20 protein-coding genes and 1 pseudogene are annotated in these 19,727 nt (G+C 73.3%); 10 read left to right on the plus strand and 11 right to left on the minus strand.

Annotated elements, in window-relative coordinates; genetic code table 11:
* Window positions 1-12: 12 nt before the first annotated feature.
* The gene (locus tag ABWI07_RS32980; protein ID WP_353820955.1) at window positions 13-564 is read right to left on the minus strand and encodes a MarR family winged helix-turn-helix transcriptional regulator; all 552 of its coding nucleotides are present in this window, start codon (window positions 562-564) and stop codon (window positions 13-15) included.
* Window positions 554-1,276 carry an SDR family NAD(P)-dependent oxidoreductase gene (locus tag ABWI07_RS32985; protein WP_149264618.1) on the minus strand — a complete coding sequence of 241 codons (723 nt, stop codon included), beginning with the start codon at window positions 1,274-1,276 and terminating at the stop codon, window positions 554-556. The genes ABWI07_RS32980 and ABWI07_RS32985 overlap by 11 nt, the downstream gene beginning before the upstream one ends.
* Before the next feature lie 325 nt (window positions 1,277-1,601).
* On the opposite strand from ABWI07_RS32985, the gene ABWI07_RS32990 reads away from it, so the two are divergent.
* Window positions 1,602-2,501: an esterase/lipase family protein gene (locus tag ABWI07_RS32990; protein WP_149264619.1), complete on the plus strand. Its 900-nt coding sequence runs from the start codon at window positions 1,602-1,604 to the stop codon at window positions 2,499-2,501.
* Between the two features lie 81 nt (window positions 2,502-2,582).
* Here the strand turns inward: ABWI07_RS32990 and ABWI07_RS32995 are convergent, their stop codons facing one another.
* Window positions 2,583-3,059, minus strand: coding sequence for an iron chaperone (locus ABWI07_RS32995; RefSeq protein ID WP_149264620.1), 477 nt, complete (start codon window positions 3,057-3,059; stop codon window positions 2,583-2,585).
* 49 nt (window positions 3,060-3,108) lie between these two features.
* A complete protein-coding gene (locus ABWI07_RS33000) occupies window positions 3,109-3,564 on the minus strand; it encodes a carboxymuconolactone decarboxylase family protein (RefSeq protein ID WP_149264621.1) in 456 nt (151 codons plus the stop codon).
* 177 nt (window positions 3,565-3,741) lie between these two features.
* Between ABWI07_RS33000 and ABWI07_RS33005 the strand changes: the two genes are divergently transcribed.
* The 3 genes from ABWI07_RS33005 to ABWI07_RS33015 all read left to right on the plus strand — a co-directional run bounded on the left by ABWI07_RS33005 (window position 3,742) and on the right by ABWI07_RS33015 (window position 9,965).
* Entirely contained in the window at window positions 3,742-6,237 is a 2,496-nt protein-coding gene (locus ABWI07_RS33005) for a helix-turn-helix domain-containing protein (RefSeq protein ID WP_353820956.1), read from the plus strand.
* A 103-nt stretch (window positions 6,238-6,340) separates the two neighbouring features.
* Entirely contained in the window at window positions 6,341-7,279 is a 939-nt protein-coding gene (locus ABWI07_RS33010; protein ID WP_235037410.1) for a DUF5996 family protein, read from the plus strand.
* 73 nt (window positions 7,280-7,352) lie between these two features.
* Window positions 7,353-9,965: a DUF4132 domain-containing protein gene (locus tag ABWI07_RS33015; protein WP_353820957.1), complete on the plus strand. Its 2,613-nt coding sequence runs from the start codon at window positions 7,353-7,355 to the stop codon at window positions 9,963-9,965.
* Window positions 9,966-9,985: 20 nt separating this feature from the next.
* On the opposite strand, the gene ABWI07_RS33020 is transcribed toward ABWI07_RS33015, so the two are convergent.
* Window positions 9,986-10,306, minus strand: coding sequence for an antibiotic biosynthesis monooxygenase (locus ABWI07_RS33020; RefSeq protein WP_353820958.1), 321 nt, complete (start codon window positions 10,304-10,306; stop codon window positions 9,986-9,988).
* A 166-nt stretch (window positions 10,307-10,472) separates the two neighbouring features.
* Window positions 10,473-11,714, minus strand: a complete 1,242-nt coding sequence (locus ABWI07_RS33025) for an oxygenase MpaB family protein (protein ID WP_353820959.1) — start codon at window positions 11,712-11,714, stop codon at window positions 10,473-10,475.
* Between the two features lie 199 nt (window positions 11,715-11,913).
* Between ABWI07_RS33025 and ABWI07_RS33030 the strand changes: the two genes are divergently transcribed.
* Window positions 11,914-12,519 carry an MBL fold metallo-hydrolase gene (locus ABWI07_RS33030; protein ID WP_353820960.1) on the plus strand — a complete coding sequence of 202 codons (606 nt, stop codon included), beginning with the start codon at window positions 11,914-11,916 and terminating at the stop codon, window positions 12,517-12,519.
* Window positions 12,520-12,597: 78 nt separating this feature from the next.
* Here ABWI07_RS33030 and ABWI07_RS33035 read toward each other — a convergent pair whose 3' ends face one another.
* Entirely contained in the window at window positions 12,598-13,830 is a 1,233-nt protein-coding gene (locus tag ABWI07_RS33035) for an acetyl-CoA hydrolase/transferase family protein (protein WP_353820961.1), read from the minus strand.
* A 194-nt stretch (window positions 13,831-14,024) separates the two neighbouring features.
* Between ABWI07_RS33035 and ABWI07_RS33040 the strand changes: the two genes are divergently transcribed.
* Together ABWI07_RS33040 and ABWI07_RS33045 are read left to right on the plus strand one after the other, a co-directional pair.
* A complete protein-coding gene (locus ABWI07_RS33040; protein WP_353820962.1) occupies window positions 14,025-14,363 on the plus strand; it encodes a VOC family protein in 339 nt (112 codons plus the stop codon).
* Between the two features lie 228 nt (window positions 14,364-14,591).
* The gene (locus ABWI07_RS33045; RefSeq protein ID WP_353820963.1) at window positions 14,592-15,689 is read left to right on the plus strand and encodes an NBR1-Ig-like domain-containing protein; all 1,098 of its coding nucleotides are present in this window, start codon (window positions 14,592-14,594) and stop codon (window positions 15,687-15,689) included.
* A gap of 76 nt (window positions 15,690-15,765) precedes the next feature.
* Here ABWI07_RS33045 and ABWI07_RS33050 read toward each other — a convergent pair whose 3' ends face one another.
* Window positions 15,766-16,152, minus strand: a complete 387-nt coding sequence (locus ABWI07_RS33050) for a hypothetical protein (RefSeq protein WP_353820964.1) — start codon at window positions 16,150-16,152, stop codon at window positions 15,766-15,768.
* Between ABWI07_RS33050 and ABWI07_RS33055 the strand changes: the two genes are divergently transcribed.
* A complete protein-coding gene (locus tag ABWI07_RS33055) occupies window positions 16,126-16,470 on the plus strand; it encodes a hypothetical protein (protein ID WP_353820965.1) in 345 nt (114 codons plus the stop codon). The two genes, ABWI07_RS33050 and ABWI07_RS33055, sit on opposite strands and share 27 nt — an antisense overlap.
* A 6-nt stretch (window positions 16,471-16,476) precedes the next feature.
* Here ABWI07_RS33055 and ABWI07_RS33060 read toward each other — a convergent pair whose 3' ends face one another.
* The 3 genes and pseudogenes from ABWI07_RS33060 to ABWI07_RS33070 form a co-directional block, all read right to left on the minus strand.
* Window positions 16,477-17,298 (minus strand): SAM-dependent methyltransferase, encoded by an 822-nt coding sequence (locus ABWI07_RS33060; protein WP_149264630.1) that lies wholly within the window; start codon window positions 17,296-17,298, stop codon window positions 16,477-16,479.
* Between the two features lie 102 nt (window positions 17,299-17,400).
* Window positions 17,401-17,688 carry a LysR substrate-binding domain-containing protein gene (locus tag ABWI07_RS33065; protein WP_353820966.1) on the minus strand — a complete coding sequence of 96 codons (288 nt, stop codon included), beginning with the start codon at window positions 17,686-17,688 and terminating at the stop codon, window positions 17,401-17,403.
* Window positions 17,689-17,932: 244 nt separating this feature from the next.
* Window positions 17,933-18,130 (minus strand): annotated as a pseudogene (locus ABWI07_RS33070) (helix-turn-helix domain-containing protein); the annotation flags it as partial.
* Window positions 18,131-18,228: 98 nt separating this feature from the next.
* Here ABWI07_RS33070 and ABWI07_RS33075 point away from each other — a divergent pair.
* Both ABWI07_RS33075 and ABWI07_RS33080 read left to right on the plus strand, forming a co-directional pair.
* Complete coding sequence (locus tag ABWI07_RS33075) at window positions 18,229-18,735, plus strand: hypothetical protein (RefSeq protein ID WP_353820967.1); 507 nt, start codon at window positions 18,229-18,231, stop codon at window positions 18,733-18,735.
* Between the two features lie 203 nt (window positions 18,736-18,938).
* The gene (locus tag ABWI07_RS33080) at window positions 18,939-19,700 is read left to right on the plus strand and encodes an SAM-dependent methyltransferase (RefSeq protein WP_353820968.1); all 762 of its coding nucleotides are present in this window, start codon (window positions 18,939-18,941) and stop codon (window positions 19,698-19,700) included.
* The last annotated feature ends 27 nt before the right edge of the window (window positions 19,701-19,727 follow it).

The following is a 19,727-nucleotide window of genomic DNA, read 5'->3' on the forward strand; positions in this document are numbered from 1 at the left end:
GCCGGGCCCGGCTCAGTCCCCGACCTGGCTCTTCGGGCTCGGGCCGCCGAGCCCGGCGAGCAGCTCGCGCAGCAGGCCGGCGAGCTGATCGCGGCGGTCGGGGGCCAGGTGGCCGATGAGGTGGTCCTCGGCCCCGAGCAGGTCGGCGACGACGCGGTCGAGCAGGGCCCTGCCGTCCCCGGTGAGGGTGACCGCCCGCGTGTGGTAGCCGGATCCGGCGGTGGTCCGTTCGACGAGCCCGGCCTCCGCCGCCCGCTCCACCCGCTGGGTGATCGCCCCGCGCGTCACCATGCAGGCGTCGGCCAGCTCGCCCGGGCTCATCCGGTACGGCGGGCCGGCGCGGCGCAGCGTGGACAGCAGGTCCAGCGTCGCGACGTCCACTCCCAGCTTCGCCAGGAGGCGGCGGCGCTCGTCGCCGAAGACCTTGGCGGCCCACCAGATCCTGGTGACGACCCCGATCGACTCCACCGGGACGCCCGGCAGCTCGCGCCGCCAGGCGTCCTGGATGGCGTCGGCGCCGTCGCGTGGCGGCTCGGCGGCCACGCGCGGCGGCTCAGCGGCCACGCTCGGCCCCGCCGTTCACCTGGATTATCTGCGCGGTGACGTGCCCCGCGCCGGGCGAGGCGAGCCAGTGCACGGTCTCGGCGACGTCACCCGGCGTCCCGGCCCGGCCGGTGTGTGTCTGCGCGACCAGCGCCGCGCGGCGCTCGCCGCTCATGGAGCCGCCGAAGAACTCGGTGTCCTCGATGAACCCCGGAGCGACCACGTTGACCGTGATGCCGCGCGGCCCGAGTGCGGCGGCGAGATCGAACGCGTAGGGGTGCAGGGCCGCCTTCATCGGGCCGTAGGACGTGCCGCGCGAGCCGCGGAGCGCCGCGACCGACGAGACGAACACGACCCTCCCGGACGGGTTCAGCAGATCGCGGAACGCCTCGGTCGGCAGCACCGCGGTCAGGACGTTGGCGCGGAAGTTGCTCGTCCACCGCTCCGCGACGCCGTCGGGACCGCCGTGGTACTCGGCATTGCCGCCCGCGCAGTTGACCAGCACGTCGATCGAGCCGAAGCGCCCGGCCAGCTCGGCGCGGACGCGTTCGACCTCCGCCGGGTCGCCGAGGTCGGCCGGCAGCGCGGTGCCGCCGATCTTCCCGGCCGCCTCCTCCAGCACGCCGGCGCGGCGGCCGATGACGACGGTCCGGTCCCCGTCGGCCGCGAAACGGGCCGCCACCGCCCTCCCGATGCCGGTGCCGCCGCCGCTGACCACGATCGTGCGCGCCATCTCCAACCCCTCCCCGTGTCCAGGTCCCACCGTGTTCCGGACCTGAGTTTAGACCTAAAGTCAGCCGGTCCGCGACCCGGCCGTCCGGGACGCCATTTCTTCCCGGTCCTGGCCGGGCTCGGCCGATTCCACGGCTCGAAGCCCTTTCCTAGTGGAGGCCTTTGGAGGCCCCCTAGCAGAAAGGGGAGGTGTTCGCCAGAACCTCCGGCACCGTTCTTCCCGCACCGTGAACGGTTCCCCGGGCACTATCCGGTATTCGCCGGAATCCGGGATCTTTCTTCCAGCCGCGACCGTCCCGTGGTCGCGGCCCGGAGAAAGGCCAGAGATGGTCCGTCGAATCGTCCGAGTCCTCGCGGCGCTGGTGGTCGCCGTCGCCGCCGCCGCGGCCGTGGTGGTCGCGCAGAGCCCCGCGTGGGCGTCCGGTCCGGCCCGCGGCAACGGCAAGTCGGAACCCGTCTATTTCATCCACGGAATCGACTGGAACCACGCCACGGCGGGAAATGCCAAGGTGGACTGCAAGAGTGCGTGGAGTTCCGCGCAGACCGCTCTGCGTAACGGCGGGTGGACCGGCAAGTTCATCACGTGGGGCTACTACAAGAAGGACGTGAACTGCACACGGAAAGTGAACGGGAACCTGGACAGCAGGATCCAGGAACTCGGCCGCAGGCTCGCCTGGGACATCTACAACAACTACTCCAGGCACGGGAAGTCGGTCGACGTCGTCGCCCACTCCATGGGCGGCCTGGTCGTCCGGGCGGCCATCACCGGGGTGAAGAAGTACCACCAGAACGCCGACTGGCCGAACTACATCTACATCGAGGACGTCGCCACGTTCAGCACCCCGTTCAGCGGCACGAACTGGGCCACGACCTGCACGCTGGCGCGCGGGTGGAAGCAGTGCAGCGACATGCGTCCCGGCAGCGGCTTCCTCAGCTGGGCGGGCCAGAACCCGCAGTCCAACCAGGGCACCGACTGGACGCTGATGGGCGCCAGCGACGATGACGTCGTCACCAGCGGCGCCGCGATCAGCATGAAGGCCAAGCACAAGGCCGTCTACGCCGCCGGCCAGGGCCTGGAGCACTCCTCTATCAAGAACAAGGGGCCCGGCCCCCACTGGAAGATGAAGTACTCGCACGACAACGGGAGCCACTGGACCAACACGAGCAACGGACCGGGGCCGCTCAAGCTGATGATGAACGCCCTCTACTACTGGTCCCGCTCCTAGCGGCGACCCGGCGCTCCGCGCACCCGCCGAAACGGCCCCGGGCCTCCACCGGCCCGGGGCCTCCGACCGTCCCGGCGGTCCTCAGCCCGCGGCCTTCTCCACGAGCGCGGCGATCCGCGCCTCGCCCTCGGCGGTCAGCTCCGCCAGCGCGTAGGCGGTCGGCCACATGGCGCCGTCGTCGAGCGCCGCCACGTCGCTGAAACCGAGGGTCGCGTACCTCGTCTTGAACTTCGCCTTGGCCTGGAAGAAGCAGAGCACCTTGCCGTCCTTGGAGTAGGCGGGCTGGCCGTACCAGAGCCTGGGCACGAGGTCCGGCGCCGCGGCCTTGACGATCTCGTGCACCCGCTCGGCGATGACCCGGTCCGCCTCGTCCATCTCGGCGATCTTGGCGAGGACGTCGGCCTCCCCGTCGGCCTTCGCCTTGCCCGGGCTGCGGCGCGCGGCCTTCTTCAGCTCCTGGGCGTGCTCCTTCATCGCGGCCCGCTCCTCGTCGGTGAAGCCGTCGTACTGGGCGCCGGCCGCGGCGGTGCCCCTGGTGGTCTTCTTCGTTTCGCTCATGGCTGGATTCTCCTGGTTCGCGAGTGAGTCGTGCCTGGACGGGGTGCGCTCAGCCCCACGCGCCGGCGATCTGCCGGGTCGTGGCGTTGAGGCGGTTGAACATGTTGGTCACGCCGATCATCAGGACGATCGCGGCCAGCTGCCTCTCGTCGAAGTAGGTGGCGGCGGCGTCCCAGACGTCGTCGCCCACGGCGTCGGCGCGGTCGGCCAGCCGGGTCGCGGTCTCGGCCAGGGCCAGCGCCGCCCGCTCCTCCTCGGTGAAGTACGGGGCCTCCCGCCAGGCGGCGACGGTGGCCAGCCGCTCGTCGCTCACCCCGGCCTTGCGCGCCGTCTTGGCGCCGGCGTCCACGCAGGCGCTGCAGCCGTTGATCTGGCTGACCCGCAGGTGCACCAGTTCGAGGATCTCCTCCGACACCCCGCCGGAGTGCGCGGCCTTGAAGATCTCCTGGATGGGCTGCATCGCGCCGGACAGGACCATGGCGGGGTTCTTCATACGGGACTGCATCTGCGTTTCTCCTCTGCGTGGCGCGCCCCCTTTCCTCGAGGGCATGTCACCATCACAGCCGCCGGGGCCTACGATGACGACGTCGGTGGGACACCGTGGGACAGCTGAAACGGCTCTGAGCAGCGGAGACGCGCCTGGGGCGGTTTCCGTCGCGGTGGGACGGAGAGGCGGGGATCGGTGGTCGCGCAGCAGCACCGGGCGGCGAAGGCCGACCCGCAGGACGAGCTGGCGGCCCGGCTGCGCATGCTCCAGGAGGTGTCCGGACGCGGCGTCCGCGCCCTCGCGCGCGATGCCGGGCTCAGCTCCTCGTCGCTGTCGCGCTACCTCAGCGGCCAGACCGTGCCGCCCTGGACGGCGGTCATCGCGCTCTGCCGCCTGCTCAAGCGCGACCCCCGCCCGCTGCGTCCGCTGTGGGAGCGGGCGTCCAACCCGCTGCCGGCGCCCCCGAAGACCAGCCGCCAGGTCCAGCCCCCGGCGCCGCCGGCCGGCGCGCCGCGCCCGCCCCGCAACGACCTGCCGCGCGACGTCCCCGACTTCACCGGGCGCGAGGCCGAGATGGAGGCCGTGCTCGCCGCGGTGGAGACCGGCCGGGTGGTGGCCGTCGACGGCATGGCGGGCGTCGGCAAGACCTGCCTCGCCGTCCACGCCGCGCACCGGCTCGCCGCCGGCTACCCCGACGCCCAGCTCTACGTGGACCTCCACGGGTTCACCGCCGGGCGGGAACCGCTCGACCCCGACGCCGCCCTGCGGACCCTGCTCGCCGCCCTGGACGTGCCGTCGGAGAAGATCCCGCAGGAGGGCGGCATCGAGCCGCTGGCCGCCTGCTGGCGGTCGGAACTGGCGCACCGGCGGGCCGTCGTCGTCCTCGACAACGCCGCGGACGCCGACCAGGTCCGCCCGCTGCTGCCCGGCGCGGGCCCGTCCGTCGCCCTGATCACCAGCCGCAACCGGCTGCTGGGCCTGGAGGAGGTGCCCCCGGTGTCGCTGGACGTGCTGACACCGCGGGAGAGCGCCGAACTGCTCGCCCGCGCCAGCGGGGACCCGGGCGGACCGGACGGCCGGCTGGCGCGCGAGCCCGAGGCCGCCGCCGAGGTCCTGCGGCTGTGCGGCCGGCTGCCGCTGGCCCTGCGGCTGGCCGCGGCGCGGCTGCGGCACCGGCCGGGCTGGACCGTGGGCATCCTCGTCGAGCGGATGGCCGAGGGCGCCACGGAGTTCGACACCGCGTTCGCCATGTCGGTGCGGCAGCTGGACCGGGCGCAGCACCGCTTCTTCCGGCTGCTGGGCCTGCTGCCCGGGGCGACCTTCGACGAGTACGTGGCGGCGGCGCTGGCGGGCGTCCCGGTGCGCGCCGCCCGGGCGACGCTGGAGAACCTTCTCGACGCGCACCTCGTCCAGCAGCCGGCGGCGGGCCGCTACCGGCTGCACGACCTGGTGCGCCTGCACGCGCGCCGCGCCGGCGCCGAGCACGACCCGCCCGCCGAACGCGAGAAGGCGCTCGGCAGGGTGCTCGACTACTACGTGCACGCGGCGGCCGCCGCCGACGCCGCGGTGTCGTACCTGCCTCCCGTCCTGGAGGTCTCGGCGGGCCGGCCCCCGGCCGAACTGCCGGCGTTCGCCGGCAAGCACGCGGCGCTGGGCTGGTTCGGCGCGGAGTACGCCAACCTGATGGCCGTCTTCGAGGCGGCGGTCGCGGCCGGAGCCGACGCCCACGTGTGCGAGCTGCCCCGCCACATGCGGGCCTTCTTCGCGCGGCGCTGCGGCACGACGCACCTGAACGTCCTCTTCGAGCACTCGCTGGCCGCCGCGCGGCGCCTGGACGACCCGCTGCAACTGGCCGAGGCGCACAGCGACCTCGGCTTCGCCCGCTACAACGCGGGCCGGATGGCGGAGGCGGACGCCGCGTACCAGGCGGCGGAGCCGCTGGTGTCCCGGGCCGGGGACGCCAGGGCCGAGGCCGAGCTGACCATGCGCCGGGGCTACCTGCGCTGGGACGAGGGCCGCGTCGAGGAGCCGCTCGACCTCTTCCGGCGGGCGGGAAGGCTCTACGCGGACGCCGGCTGCCCCACGGGAACGGCCCATGCGATCGCGTACGAGGCCTGGGCCAAGCTGCAGCTCGGGCACCGAGAGGAGGCGGCGCGGCTGGCCCGCACCGTGCTGGACCTCCCGCACACCGACCCCGCCTGGCCCCCGGTCCTGACGGCCCGCATCACCCTCGGGGTCGCCATCGCCCAGGAGGAGCCCGACGAGGCGATGGCACACCTGGAGCGGGCGCTCGCGCTGGCGCGCGAGGACGGGCACAGGCACAACGAGGCGTGGTGCCTCAACTGCCTCGGCGTGGCCCTGCGGCAGGCGGGCCGGTACGAGGAGGCGCTCGCCGCCCACCGTCAGGCGTTCGCCCTGCTGGACGAGCTGTTCGAGGAGCACTGGAAGATCCACTTCCTCAACGGCCATGCCGAGACCTGCCGGCTCGCGGGCCTCCCGGAGGAGGCGCTGCGGCTGCACCGGGAGGCGCTGGAACTGGCCCCGAGACTGGGATACCGGTACGCGGAGGCGCTGGCCCGCGAGGGGATCGCCGCCGTCCTCGACGGCACGGACCCGGGCGCGGCCGCCGAGCACCGCGCGGCGGGGCAGGCCATCCGCCGGGAACTCGAACCGGACGCCCGGCCGGCCTGACGCTCCGCCGGCCGCGCCCACTGCCCCGGATCAAGCGTTCGCGCTATTGCGGTGGCCGTATCCGGGGCATGAGCATGGTGTTCCGGCTGGAAGGGGGCCCCTGGTGGAACGACAGTCCTGGCCGCGGCTGCGCGTCGCCGACTGGACGCGGACGCGCGACACGCTGCACATGTGGACGCAGATCGTCGGCAAGGTCCGGCTGGCCCACGCGCCGCTGCTGAACCACTGGTGGAACGTGACGCTGTACGTCAGCCCGCGCGGGCTGACCACGTCCGCGATCCCGTACGACGGCGGCGTGTTCGACGTCGAGTTCGACTTCGTCGACCACCGGCTGCGGATCCGCTCCTCGGACGGCAGTCTCCGGGAGTTCGAGCTCGCGCCCATGCCGGTGTCGCGGTTCTACGCCCGGACGATGGAGGCACTGCACGAGCTGGGGATCGAGACGCGCATCCAGGCGCACCCGAACGAGGTCGAACCGGCGATCCCGTTCGCGGAGGACGACCAGCACGCCTCCTACGACCCGGAGGCGGCGCACCTCTTCTGGCAGCAGCTGCTCCAGGCCGCGCGAGTGCTGGGCGAGTTCCGGTCCCGCTACATCGGCAAGGTCAGCCCCGTGCACTTCTTCTGGGGCGCGATGGACCTCGCCTGCACGCGCTTCTCCGGGCGGGAGGCGCCCGAGCATCCGGGCGGGGCCCCGAACTGCGGGGACTGGGTGATGGTCGAGGGGTACTCGCGGGAGCTCAGCAGCTGCGGCTTCTGGCCGGGCGGGGGCGAGGAGGGCGCCTTCTACGCCTACGCCTACCCCGAGCCCGCCGGGTTCGCCGACCGTCCGGTGGGCCCGTCCGGCGCCTTCTACAGCCGGGAGAACGGCCAGTTCCTGCTGCCGTACGAAGCCGTGCGGGAGCACCCCGACCCCGACGGAGCCCTCCTGGAGTTCCTTCAGGGCACCTACGAGGCGGCGGCCGACCTCGGCGGCTGGGACCGCGCCTCGCTGGAGGCCGACCCGGCGCGATGGGCCCACAAGACCCGCCAGGAGGACTGAGCGAGGGCACCGCCGGGCAGGGCCGGCCGGCGCCAGGTCGGGATGTCGGCCGCCGCCGCTAGTTTGCGGTGCCATGGTCGAGACGGTGGAGATCCCGGTCGAGTGGCGTGAGCACATCCATCCGAGGCGCGGCGGCGTTCCCGTTCCGCCGGCCGTCCCGGACGAGGGCGCGGCGCGGAGGGCGCGCGAGCGGTTGCGGGAGGCCCGCCCGATCGCCGCGGAGATGCTGGAGCACGAGCGCACCGACCCGGAGATCGGCCGCGCCGCGCGGGCGTGGCTGGACGGGGAGGCCGACCCGGCGGGCGCGGCGGCCGTCGCCGCCGTCGCGGTGAAGTACCTCGAAGGCGCCGGCGGTGCGGCGTTCCTGGACGCGTGGGTGCTGGACCACGGGCTCCCGTTCGCCGCCTGCGCGGTCACCGAGCTCTTCTCGATCGAACCCGGCCCGGTGCCGGTACCCGCGACACCCGGCCCCGACGGCGTCGTCCGGCTGGTCGCCTACAGCTACGTCGACCCGCCCAGGGGATGGCGCGGCGAGATCCGGCGCGTCACCACCGAGGACCACTTCCCGGCGAACCGGTGGCTCGCCGAGAAGGGGGCGCTCAAGCGGCTCCGCACGCTGCTGGCCGCCGCGCCCGAGGACGAGTACCGCAACGCCGTCGCACGAGTGTCGTGCCATCGCGGTGACGCCTGGAGGCGGCGGGTGGCCGCCTACCTCCTCCCGTCCGAGACGGCCTGGCTGGACGAGACCTTCGACGACTCCTTCGGGTGGATGCACCAGGCACTCGAACACGAGTACCTGGTGTGCTCGCTGTCCAGCGCGGCGCAGATCGACAGGGTGGGCTGGGTGCCGGTCACTCCCGGCGTCATCGGAACGCTTCTCGACGCCCTGGGCGCGGAGGCTCTCCCGCTGCTCGACAGGGCGCTCCAGGGCGGATACAACGCCGACGAGACGCGGCCGATCGTCCTAAGGGCCCTAGTGGGGATCGCGGACGAGAGGGTCTTTCCGCTCCTGCTCGACCACATGGGACTGCAAGGCGTGCCGGCCGCTCTGCAGGAGGCGGCCGAACGGCACCCGGAGCACGCGCTCCGAGCCTTGGCCCCGCTGGTCGGCGACGACACGGTGAGGGGCCTGCAGGCGGCGGGAACGGTGCGCGGGCTGCTGCACGTCAGGCCGGCCCTTGCCGAGTCGCTGCCCTCGGGGAGCGCCGAGGCGCTCCTGCCGCGACCGGCCGTCCCGTACAGCGACGACGTGCCCGCCATCCTCACCGGCAAGCCGGGCCGGGGCGCGAAGACGGACTGGGCCGACCCCGCGCTGCTTCCACGGATCCTCACCCGCGGCGGCGACCGGGCGCTGCCCGCGAGCGCGACCGCGCGCCTGCTGACCCTGCTCGCCAAGAAGGCGCCCGAGGCGGCGGAGGTCCGCTCGTACTGCGACCGGCACTCGCTGGCCGAATTCTCTTGGGCGGTGTTCCAGCGCTGGCACGCGCTCGGCGCGCCGACGCGGCACAACTGGGCGCTGGCGCAGCTCGGGCTCATCGGCGACGACACGACGGTGCGGCGGCTCAGCCCGCTGATCAAGGCGTGGCCGGGCCAGGGCCTCGCCGGCCGGGCCGCGGCCGCGCTGGACGTCCTCGCCGCGGTCGGCTCCGACGTGGCCCTGACCCACCTGTTCGAGCTGACCCGCCGCGGCAGGTACAAAGGGCTGAAAGCCAGGGCGGACCGCACGATCGACGCGATCGCCGCGGCGCGCGGGATGACGCGGGACGCGCTGGCCGACCGCGCCGTCCCGGACTTCGGGCTGGACGAGCGGGGCACCCTCGTCCTGGACTACGGCGCGCGCCGGTTCACCGTGACGTTCGACGAGCAGCTCGTCCCGCTGGTCGTGGAGCCCGGCGGCAAGCGGCGCAAGAGCGCGCCGAAGCCCGGCCCCAAGGACGATCCGGCGCTCGCCCCCGCCGCCCACGCCCTGTTCACCGGCCTCCGCAAGGATCTGCGGACGATCGCCGACCAGGAGATCAGGCGCCTGGAACTGGCCATGATCAATCGGCGGAGCTGGACGCCGGAGGAGTTCCGCGCCCTGTTCGTCGACCACCCGCTGCTGGGCCACATCGTCCGCCGGCTGGTGTGGACCACCGATTCAGGAACCGCCTTCCGCGTCGACGAAGGCCGCGCCTACGCGGGGGTCGGCGACGACCTGTTCACCCCCGCGCCGGACGCCCGCATCAGCATCGCCCATCCCGTGCTGCTGGGCGGCGACCTCGACGCCTGGGCCGAACTGTTCGCCGACTACGAGATCCTCCAGCCGTTCGAGCAGCTCGGGCGCCCCGTCCACCGCCTCACGGACGACGAGCGCGCCGCGCACCGGCTCGCCCGGGTGGAGGGGCTCGTCCTGCCCTACGGCAAGGCCAAGGGCCACTCCCAGGGGCGGTGGGAGTCGCTGGACGCCGACGGAGGGTTCGCGGGCGGGTGGCTCGCCCGGCGCGACCCCGCCGGCCTGTACGTCGTGGCGGACCTGAGCCCGGGCCTGGGGTACTACATGTACGGCGAGGGCGAGGACCAGAAGATCAACGCCCTGTGGGCGGGGCCGGCCCCCGCCGGCTCACCCCGGGACACGGTGCCGCTCGGCGAGGTCGACCCGGTCACCATGAGCGAGGCCGTCCACGACCTCGTCCGCAGCGCGTCCTAGCCGGACGGGACGGCTCCGCCCTACCGCGCGTCGGAGACGGAGTCGACCATGACCGTCCGGTGGGTGACCGTCGTGTCGTAGGCCAGGACGGCGGCCTGCGCCTCCGGCTCCACGACGGCCGTCGAGATGTCGTCTCCCGCGAACGCCCGGACGGCGTCGAGGGAGTCCCACAGCGTCATGACCTCCAGCTCCACCCGGTCGCCCGCGTCCCGGCGGAACAGGTACGCGCCTCGATGGCCGTCCACGGAGGCGAGGGCCGGGAGCACCGAGCCCGTGAAGTGGTCGCGGTAGGCTTCCGCGCCCTCGGCGGTGGCGGTCGCGCGCCACACTCTGGCGATCATCGGGGCTCTCCTCGTCGACGGTCGCAACGCTGGACCGCCGACTGTACCGCTCGCGGGCGGGAGGCGCGGCGGATCGCGCCGGGCTCGGAACCTCCTCGGTTCAGAGCCCGGCGTCGACGTCGAGCGTCTTCGGGGGAGCGGGAGCCGCGGTCCGGGGTGGCCCGGGTCAGTAGTGCGGGTTGTTGGTCTGCGGGATCTCGATGCTGATCGGCAGCTTGAACCCGGACAGGTAGAGCAGGGCGCCCTGGCGGAGGATCTCGTCGAAGGCCCAGTAGAGCTGCCGAAGCTCCTTGGGCGCCTTCGTGAGGTCGAGGACGCCCTCGCGGACGGCGACGAAGGGCGGCCAGAGGGTCTCGATGAGCGGGTCCCACAGCGGGTCCGGGGAGATCCTCAGCCATCCGGCGATCTCGTCGCCGAGCAGGTAGCGGGTGAGCGAGCCGAGGATGGGCTTGGTGAGGATCCCGCCGTCGATCGTGGAGCCGAGGTTGAGCAGGATGTCGGCCAGCTTGACGCCCTCGGGCGTCGGGGCGAGCACCGGGTCCAGCACCTGCTTCGCCTGGGAGTTCGCCTCGTCCCACGACTTGGGGATGTACTCGTCCTGGATGCCGAGCATGTGCCCGGCGAGCTGCCAGGAGTGCAGGAACGCCTCGGACTCGGCGGCCGGGATCGGCACCTTCCACTTGACCAGGTTCTGCATGACGGTCGTGGGAAGGCTGTGCCAGGTGACCATCATGTCCGCCTGGCTGATCGGGATCTTCTCGTCGGCCGTCTTGGACCAGTACGGGGACTTCGGCAGCAGGTGGCGCACGGCGGCGTGCACGAGGCGGGTCTTGACGCAGGTCACGACCATCTCGCCTTCGGGCTCGAAGGCCTTCTCGGTGCCGATGTCGTAGCCGAGCTTGGCGGTCTTGGTGATGCGGTCCTTCATGTCCGCGCCGCCCTTGGAGTAGTAGACCGCGCGCGCCTCGTGCGGGATGGCCGTGCTCATCATCCCGCTGGCGAAGCCGTAGGTGACGCCGAGGTAGAGGCCCCGCTTCTCGTTGAACTCGAACGCGGTGGCCAGCTTGCCCCGGTCGGCCCAGTCCGGCAGCCTGCGGGCGCGCTCCATGAAGTCGCGCAGATCCGCCGGAAGCCCGTCCGGCAGCGGCTGCCCGTTCTTCGTCCACTGCCGCAGCAGCTCGTTGACCTTGGGGACGTCGCCCCGGTCGAGCAGCGAGGCGACCAGTTCGTCCGCCTCGGGGTCCCAGACCCATCGCGGGTCGGCGCCCTTGCCCGCGCCCGCCACCGAGCCCTTGGGCGACCACGTCCACAGTGAGGACGCCTGCGCGGGCGAGGCGACGCTCAGCGCGCCGAGCGCACCGAGCGCACCGCCCGTCATCAACACGTTGCGTCTGGTGGGTCTGTCCATGCCTTCGCTCCTCCTCGGGCCGGGCGCGCCCTCCCCGAACGCGATGTCGGACGCTCCCGGGTTTCCTGAGCCAATCCGGAACCCTAGACCCTTATTGGCGCTCTGCCAATAGGGGCACGGCTTCATGCCGCCGCTTGATCACGGAGGGCTCGGCACCGGTGGACGGAGTAGATCGGCGCCGACGGGGGACGGGCGGACCGTGGACCGGTTCCCGCGGTTCAGCCTGCTCGGGGTCGGGGCGATGAACTCGCCGCGCTTCCGTCCCGCCGGCCTGCTGGTCCGGCACGGCCCCGACCGCGTCATGCTGGACGGCGGCGGGGACGCGGTGCCGCCGGACCGGGTGGGGGCGTGGCTGGTGACCGACGACCGCGCCGAACTGATGCCGGACATCCGCCGCCGGTGCAGGAGCCTGGATCTGGAGCCCGCCGTCGCCCCGTTCCGCAGCGCCGGAATCAGCATCGAGCCAGTGCCGGTGGTTCACACCACCCACCCCGCCTACGGCTACCGGATCGAGGCCGGCGGCACCCGCACGGTCTGGGCGCCGGAGTTCTGGGAGTTCCCCGACTGGGCGGACGGCGCCGACCTGCTGTTCGCCGACGCGGCCGGATGGCGCCGCCCGATCCGCTTCGCCCGGGGAGTCGGCGGGCATGCGGCCGTCCTGGACACCGCCGAGCAGGCCCGCCGCCGCCGGGTGCGCCGCCTGGTGTTCGCCCATATCGGACGTCCCAGCATCCGCGCCATCGACGGCGGCGCGCTCCCGCCCTACGGGGAGTGGGGCGTCGAAGGCCGCACCTACCGTCCCTGACGAATCGGACCGGGAAGACACCGCCGTCTCGCAGGGAAGGAGGGCGTGCGAGCGCGGGCCGCCGCGCCGGGGTGAGGGTCAGCGCAGCGGGAAGCCGAGCTCCCGGCCCTGCACGCGCAGCTCGTCGCGGGCGGAGGGGTGGGCGACGTTGTCGATGATCTGCTGCGCCTGGGAGGCCGCGTCCTTGCCCCAGACGGTGGCGGTGCCCTGCTCGCTGACGATGTAGCTGTGCTGGAACGAGGTGACCGGGCCGGTGACGCGCGGGATGACGGTCGAGACGTCCGCGCGCGGATGCCAGGACGGCAGGGCGATGACGGCGTGCCCGCCGGGGGAGTGCAGAGCGCCGACGACGAAGTCGGTCTGCCCGCCGAAGCCGGAGTAGATCGCCCCGCGGACGCGGCTGGCGTTGGCCTGGGCGAACAGGTCGACCTGGAGCGCGGAGTTCACCGACACCATCCGGGGCTGGCGGGCGATGAGGCTCGGGTCGTTGGTCTTCTCGGTGCGCAGCATCCGGATCCGCTCGTTGCGGTCGGCCCAGGCGTAGAGCTCCGGACCGCCGAACGCGAACGACGCGGTGATCGGGCTGCCGGCGTCGAGCGCCCCCGCCTTCTCCAGCGCCAGCACGCCGTCGCTGAACATCTCCGACCAGACGCGGAGCCCCCGCCGCTCGAGGAGCGAGGAGAGCACGGCGTCCGGGATGGCGCCGATGCCGAGCTGGAGGGTGGCGTCCTCCGGGACGAGCCGGGCGACCCGCCGGCCGATCTCGTGGGCGACCTCCCCGGGCGGCCGGGGGACCGGGGTGGCGAGCGGCTCGTCGTCCTCGATCGCCAGGTCGATCTCGTCGGTGGCCAGGACGGCGTCCCCGAACGTGTAGGGCATGCCGGGGTTGATCTGCGCGATGACCAGGCCGCCCCGCGCCCGGACGGCCTCGATGGCCGCGGGCAGGATGTTCACCTCGATCCCGAGCGAGACGGTCCCGCCGACCGGCGGGGAGGTCTGCACGATCACCACGTCCGGCGGCAGCGAGCCCTTCAGCAGGTTCGGCACCAGCGACAGCCGCGACGGGAAGTAGCGCAGGTTCGCGCGGCCGCGCATCCCGGCGCCGACGAAGGGCGTCTCCAGGTCCACGCCCTCGCGGTCCGGAAGGCCCGCCTGGGCGTTGAGCATGAACAGCCGGTACTCGCCCACCGCGGCGTCCACGATCCCGAGTGCCCGGCGCGGGGCGGCGAAGTTGCCGCCGGCCACGATCCGGGGCCGTCCCGGCAGCCCTGCGAGCACCCGTGCCAGATGCTCCTCCGAGACAACGCGCATCGAGATCCCTTTCCGAGAGGCGGACACTTCGCGACCGGGCCGAGGGGGCCGCGTGGCCAGTCTGCCCGACCGTCCGGGATGGCACCGACCCGCCCGCCCGATCATGCGGACGGACCGGCCGCCCTCCGGCGCGATGAGTTCGCGGCGCCACCGTGGTCGTATCCACGACGCATCGACGACGCGCGAGGAAAGACATGTCACTCGATCTGTTCGCAGGCATCCCCGTCACCGACTACGCGGCGGCGCGGCCGTGGTACGAGCGCTTCTTCGGCGGCGAGCCGTCCTTCCTGCCCAACGACGTCGAGGCCGTGTGGGAGGTGGCCGAGCACCGGTACGTCTACATCGTCCAGGACCCGGAGCGGGCGGGGAACGCCCTGGTGTTCTCGTTCGTGGACGATCTCGGCGACCGGGTGGCGGCGCTCGCCGAGCGGGGCATCGCCCCGGTGGAGCGCGAGGAGTACGGCAACGGGGTGACCAAGGTGGTCTTCCGGGACGCGGAGGGCAACGAGATCAGTTTCGGCGGCTCCGGCTGACCCGCTCCCGCGCCGGGCCGCCCGGCCTCTTCGACGCCATTCCATAATCGCCGTTGCTTCGGCATTAACCCGGCGGCCATGGAAAAGGCGCCGGGTGATCAGCCCGGCCGGCGTTTCTAACACAGCCGCTTCGAAACGGCAAGCTACCCAGAACCCCGGGAGCCCGGTAATCTGCGGGCCACGCGACGGCGCCGTTGCGCCGATGCGCGGTAGACGAGGGAGCTGGACGTGTCGGGCGCACCGGGGAAGTCGCGAAAGGACCGCGCCCGCGCCATCGAGGGCTTCGCCGCCGACCTGCGGGCACTGCGCGCCTCGGCGGGCACGCCGTCGTTCCGCGAGATGGCGGGCCGCTCGCGGGCGATCTCCCACACCACCCTGCACGAGGCGGCCCAGGGCAACCGGCTCCCGAGCTGGGCGACGACGGTCGAGTTCGTCAAGGCCTGCGGCGCCGACCCGGAGGCCTACCGCGAGCGCTGGGAGGCGGCGAACCGGCTGGTCCGCACGGCGGGCGCCGCGGGGCAGCAGCCGCTCGCCGCCCCGGCACCGGCCGAACGGGGCGAGGCGGGCCCGGCCGACCGGGAGCCCGCGCCGGCCGGCGTGGCGGCGGCCCTCGATCCGGGCGACCCGCGTGCGCGCGACCAGGGCACGCACGTCCAGGAAGCGCCGGATCCGCATGCGCAGGACCGGGACGGGCCGCGCCAGAGCGGCGAGATCGTGCGCATCTCCGGCCCCGCGGTCCCGTACGTGGTCGAGCACGGGCCCGCTCGGAGGTTCGCGCGGTCGCGCCGCCGGTACGTCGCGCTGGGGGCCCTGGCCGCGGCCATCGCCGCTGCCGCCGTGATCGGGGACTCCCTCCTGCCGGACGCCACCGGCAACACCGCCGCCCGCCGGCCGGTCTCCTCCGCCGGCCCGGTGATCACCTCCTCCGACTGCCCCGTGAAGCAGCAGAACCCGCCGCAGAGCGCGCCCGCGCACGAGGGCGACCGCGCCGTGTTCGTCGCCGACGTCACCCTGCCCGACTGCACCCGCGTCCGCCGCGGCGCGAAGGCCGAGAAGGTGTGGCGCTTCAAGAACACCGGCGCCGTCGCCTGGCGCGGCTACTCCCTGCACCGCATCGACCTGCCGCAGCGCCGCGACCAGTGCCAGACGATCGTGGACGTCCCGGTCCCGGACACACCGCCCGGCGGGGTCGTCGACATCCGGACCCAGGTGACGGCCCCGCCCGGGCCGGCCTTCTGTTTCGTGCGCTTTAAAATGCTCGACGGCAATGGCGAAGTGGCATTCCCGGGCAACCGGCCGGTGAACTTCCAGCTGATCGTGGGATAGCCGCCGGCGGCAGTTCCGCATTTCCCGGGCGCCGGAGCCGCCGCGGGCCGCGTCCGGGCATTTTCCGGCGCCCGGGTCATGCCCGGCCGTGCGGATCCACCGCCGGGATGCGGCGCCAGACCTCGGCGACGGCCAGGTGCAGGGCGCCAGTGAGGACGCGCAGGTGGCCGGCGAGGTCCACCGACGTCCAGCCGGGCACGCTCGGCGCCAGCAGGACGCGGCTCGCGCCGGGGTCGACGATGCCCGGCGGGGCGGCCACCACCCCGGCGATCTCGTCCGCGCCGAGACCGGCCTCCTGGAGGGCGAGCCCGATCACCTCGTCGGCGGCGCGCAGGAGGTGGCAGGCCTCGCTCAGCCCGGCCTCGCTCCGGCCGACGGGGCGTCGGACGGCCGCCAGGCGCCGGGCGGCGAGCTCGCCGACCCCCGCGCTGACCGTGTGCGGGCCGACGTCGAGCCCGAGCACGGGCGCGGCGCGGCCGTGCAGGGAGACCCGGACGGTGGGGCGGCCGCCGTGCGGGACGCGGCCGCCGGGTCGTGCTGCTGGAGCCAGCCCGCCTCGACCAGGTCGTCCACCGCCTGCCCCACCGTGGGACAGGTGAGGCCGGGCGTCCACTGGTTCGGCATCGGCGGCCGCAACGGGCCCCGCCCCGCCGCCGACGCGGGCGACACCATGGCCACCGAGGCCCGGGCCCGCTACGTCCGGGTGGTGGGGACCGGCAACACCGCCAACCTCACCTTCCACCTCACCGAGGTGAGCGTCTACGGCACGCCGGTCGCGTGACGGGCGTCAGGGCTTGTGCCCGACGCCCCCGACGCTCCAGATCGGCCTGGACGTCTCGATGGTCTCGTGCTCGGGACGCCACATGGGGAGGTAGACGACACCGGGCTCGACCAGGTCCCAGCCGGAGAAGAGCCGCTCCACCTCGGCCCTGGTGCGGATGTTCGACCGGGGCGTGCCGCGGATCGCGTGGGTCTGCTGCTGGTAGAGGAAGGCGAGCCGCGCGGTGACCTCCGGGCACAGGTCGCTGACCGGATGCGAGATCGCCATGTAGCTGCCCGGGGCCATCAGGTCGCCCAGCCGCCCGACGCTCCGCGCCACCTCCTCGTCGTCGGGGATGGTGTAGAGGACGTGGAAGAACAGCAGCGCCGTCGGCTGGTCGAGGTCGATCAGGCGGCGCAGGGCCGGGTCGCCCGCGATCCCTTCGGCATCGCGCATGTCGGCCTCGACGACCGCGGTGCGGGGGTCCTTCCCCAGCAGGGCCTGGGCGTGGACGCGCACCACGGGGTCGTTGTCCACGTACACGACCCGGCAGTCGGGCGCCACCGCCTGGGCGATCTGGTGGACGCTTCCCTGCGTGGGCAGACCGGTCCCGATGTCCAGGAACTGGCGGATTCCCGCGGCCGCGAGGAACCGCACGACGCGGTCCAGGAACTTGCGGCCCTCCCGCGCCAGGACGGGCAGCTCCGGTGCCAGCTCGATCGCCTGGAGCGCCGCCTCCCGGTCGGCGGCGTAGTTGTCCTTGCCGCCGAGGTAGTAGTCGTGCATGCGGCTCTCGTTGGGCGCGGTCGGGTCGAACGCCTGAGGCTCGTGCCCTGCGGGGAAGGGCATGACTTCTCCATTCAGCTGACATCCGGCGGAGGACGCGCGGCCGCCGGAGGTAACCGCCACCGAAGCACTCAAGTTAGGGGCCTTCGCCGCGGTTGTCGATCGTCAGGGCCGCGCGGCGGCGCAGGCGGCGAGCATGAGCTGGTGCTGGTCGAACCGGTCCGGTGAGCCGATCCAGGGCTCGGCCGCCGCGTCGGCGAGCCGGGCCGCCCCGCCCGCGGCGAGCGGATGCCCGGCCGGGACGAGCAGGTCCTGCGGCTCGTCGAGCACCGGCCACTGCGCGAACCGCGCGTCGTCCGGGGCCGGGGTCTGCTCGCTGGGGACGACCACGGCGATGTCGCAGTGCCGGGCGAGGAGCAGGTGGGCGGCGTCCTCGCTCTCCTTCTCGCTCATGTGCACGGCGAGCGCCGGATGCTCCTCGCGGAGCCGCGGCGGCCGGCGCCACGAGCGCGGCGAGGGCGCTGGAGACGGCGCAGAACCGCACCTGCCCGGCCGTCCCGGCGCGGTGGCCGGCGAGGTCGGCGCGGGCACGCTCCCACTGCGCGGCCAGGACGTCGGCGTGCCGCAGCACCGTGTGCGCCGCGGCGGTGAGCCGCACCCGCCGCCCCTGCGCCTCCAGCAGGTCGACGCCGAGGTCGCGGGCGAGCTGCCGGAGCTGCTGCGACACCGTCGAGGGCGTCAGGTGCAGCGCGTCGGCGGTCGCGGTGACCGTGCCCCGCTCCCGCAGCACGCGCAGGGTCTCCAGGCGATGGTCGATCATGCGGTGACCGGAGGTGCTGCTCGCGTGCCTCGGCCTCGCGCTGCTCTCCGCCGTCATCCCGTGGTCGCTGGACATGGCGGCGCTGCGCAAAAGGATTGATCTTGGTTTCGGATCGTCCGTAAGGTCGTTCGTGATCAAGGAGAGCCTCGCGGCTTCTCCGGACAGGAGGGCAAGTGAAGCAGCGGATGGGCCGGATGCTGGCCACGGGGCTGGCGGCGACGTCGCTGGCCGGTCTCGGCACGCTGACGCTGGCGGGACCCGCGAACGCGACCGACACCCAGTGCGCGACGAGTTCGAAGGAGTACCCGACCAACGGCTTCAACGCCGACGTCACGGTGAAGCTCTGCATCTACCGCAACTGGGGCGGCTCGGGAGGCGGCGACAGCTACAAGTGGGCGACCGCCGAGGTCAGCTGGGGCGACTCCGGGGCGGGCAAGTTCGAGAACTTCGACGTCCAGGTCCGGATCGAGCAGAACGACGCCGACGTCAAGACCAGGACCTGCGACTTCACCTCGGCGATCAACGGCAGCTCCTCCGGGTCGCGCACCTGCCGGCTGCCGAGTTCCGGCTCCTACCTGAACATCAGCGGGAACACCGCCGACGGGCACGTCGTCGCCAACGTCAACGACGACGGCCAAGGGGACCAGACCTGGGGTCTGCAGGGCACCCCCAAGCTCTGATCCGCGGCGGCGGGAGGCCCCGGCCGGTCGGCCCGGCCGGGGCCTCCCGCCGTCCGACCGAATCGTGATCGGTTGTTCGTGTGGACCGGTCCGATGGAGCGATTGCAGACCATAGAGTGGCGTGTGAAGATCAGCATGGGGCTGTCCGCGAGGGAGGCACGGTGGCAGGCGAGGGGTTTGGGCCAGGCGGATTCGACCCGAGCGTGCCGAACATCGCTCGCATGTACGACTACTACCTCGGCGGCAAGGACCACTACGAGGCCGACCGCCTCCGCGCCGAGGAGGCCAAGGCCGCCGACCCCACCCTGACCACCCTGATCAAGGAGAACCGGGCGTTCATGGGCCGCGCCGTCCGGTACATGGCCGAGCAGGGCATCGACCAGTTCCTCGACATCGGCACCGGGCTGCCCACCCAGCAGAACGTCCACCAGATCGCGCAGGCGGTGAACGCCGCCGCCCGCGTCGCCTACGTCGACTACGACGGCCAGGTGGTCGCGCACGGGCGGGCCATCCTCGCCGACTCGCCCGGCACCCGGATGGTCCAGGCCGACATCCGCCGCCCCCGCGAGATCCTGGAGCACCCCGAGATCACCCGGCTGCTGGACCTGCGGAAGCCGGTCGCGCTGCTGACGATCGCGACCCTGCACTTCATCCCCGACGAGGACGACCCGCCCGGCATCATGGCCGAACTGCGCGACGCCCTCGCTCCCGGCAGCCACATGGCGATCACCCACGCCTCCGCCGACGGCGTGCCCGACATCGTGGCGAAGGTCGTGGAGGTCTACAAGAGGACGAACGCGCCCGGCACGCCGCGGACCCGCGAGCAGGTGACGGGGCTGTTCGGCGACTTCGACCTGGTCGACCCCGGCCTGGTGTGGGCGCCGCTGTGGCGGCCCGAGCGTCCGGTCGCGCTCGAGGAGGCCCTGCCGATCTGGTTCTACGCCGGAGTCGGCCGCAAGCTCTGAGGTGTGTGCACGACCGCTCCCTGATGA

Source organism: Actinomadura sp. NPDC000600 (assembly GCF_040492135.1).
In the GTDB taxonomy this organism is placed as follows: Bacteria; Actinomycetota; Actinomycetes; order Streptosporangiales; family Streptosporangiaceae; genus Spirillospora.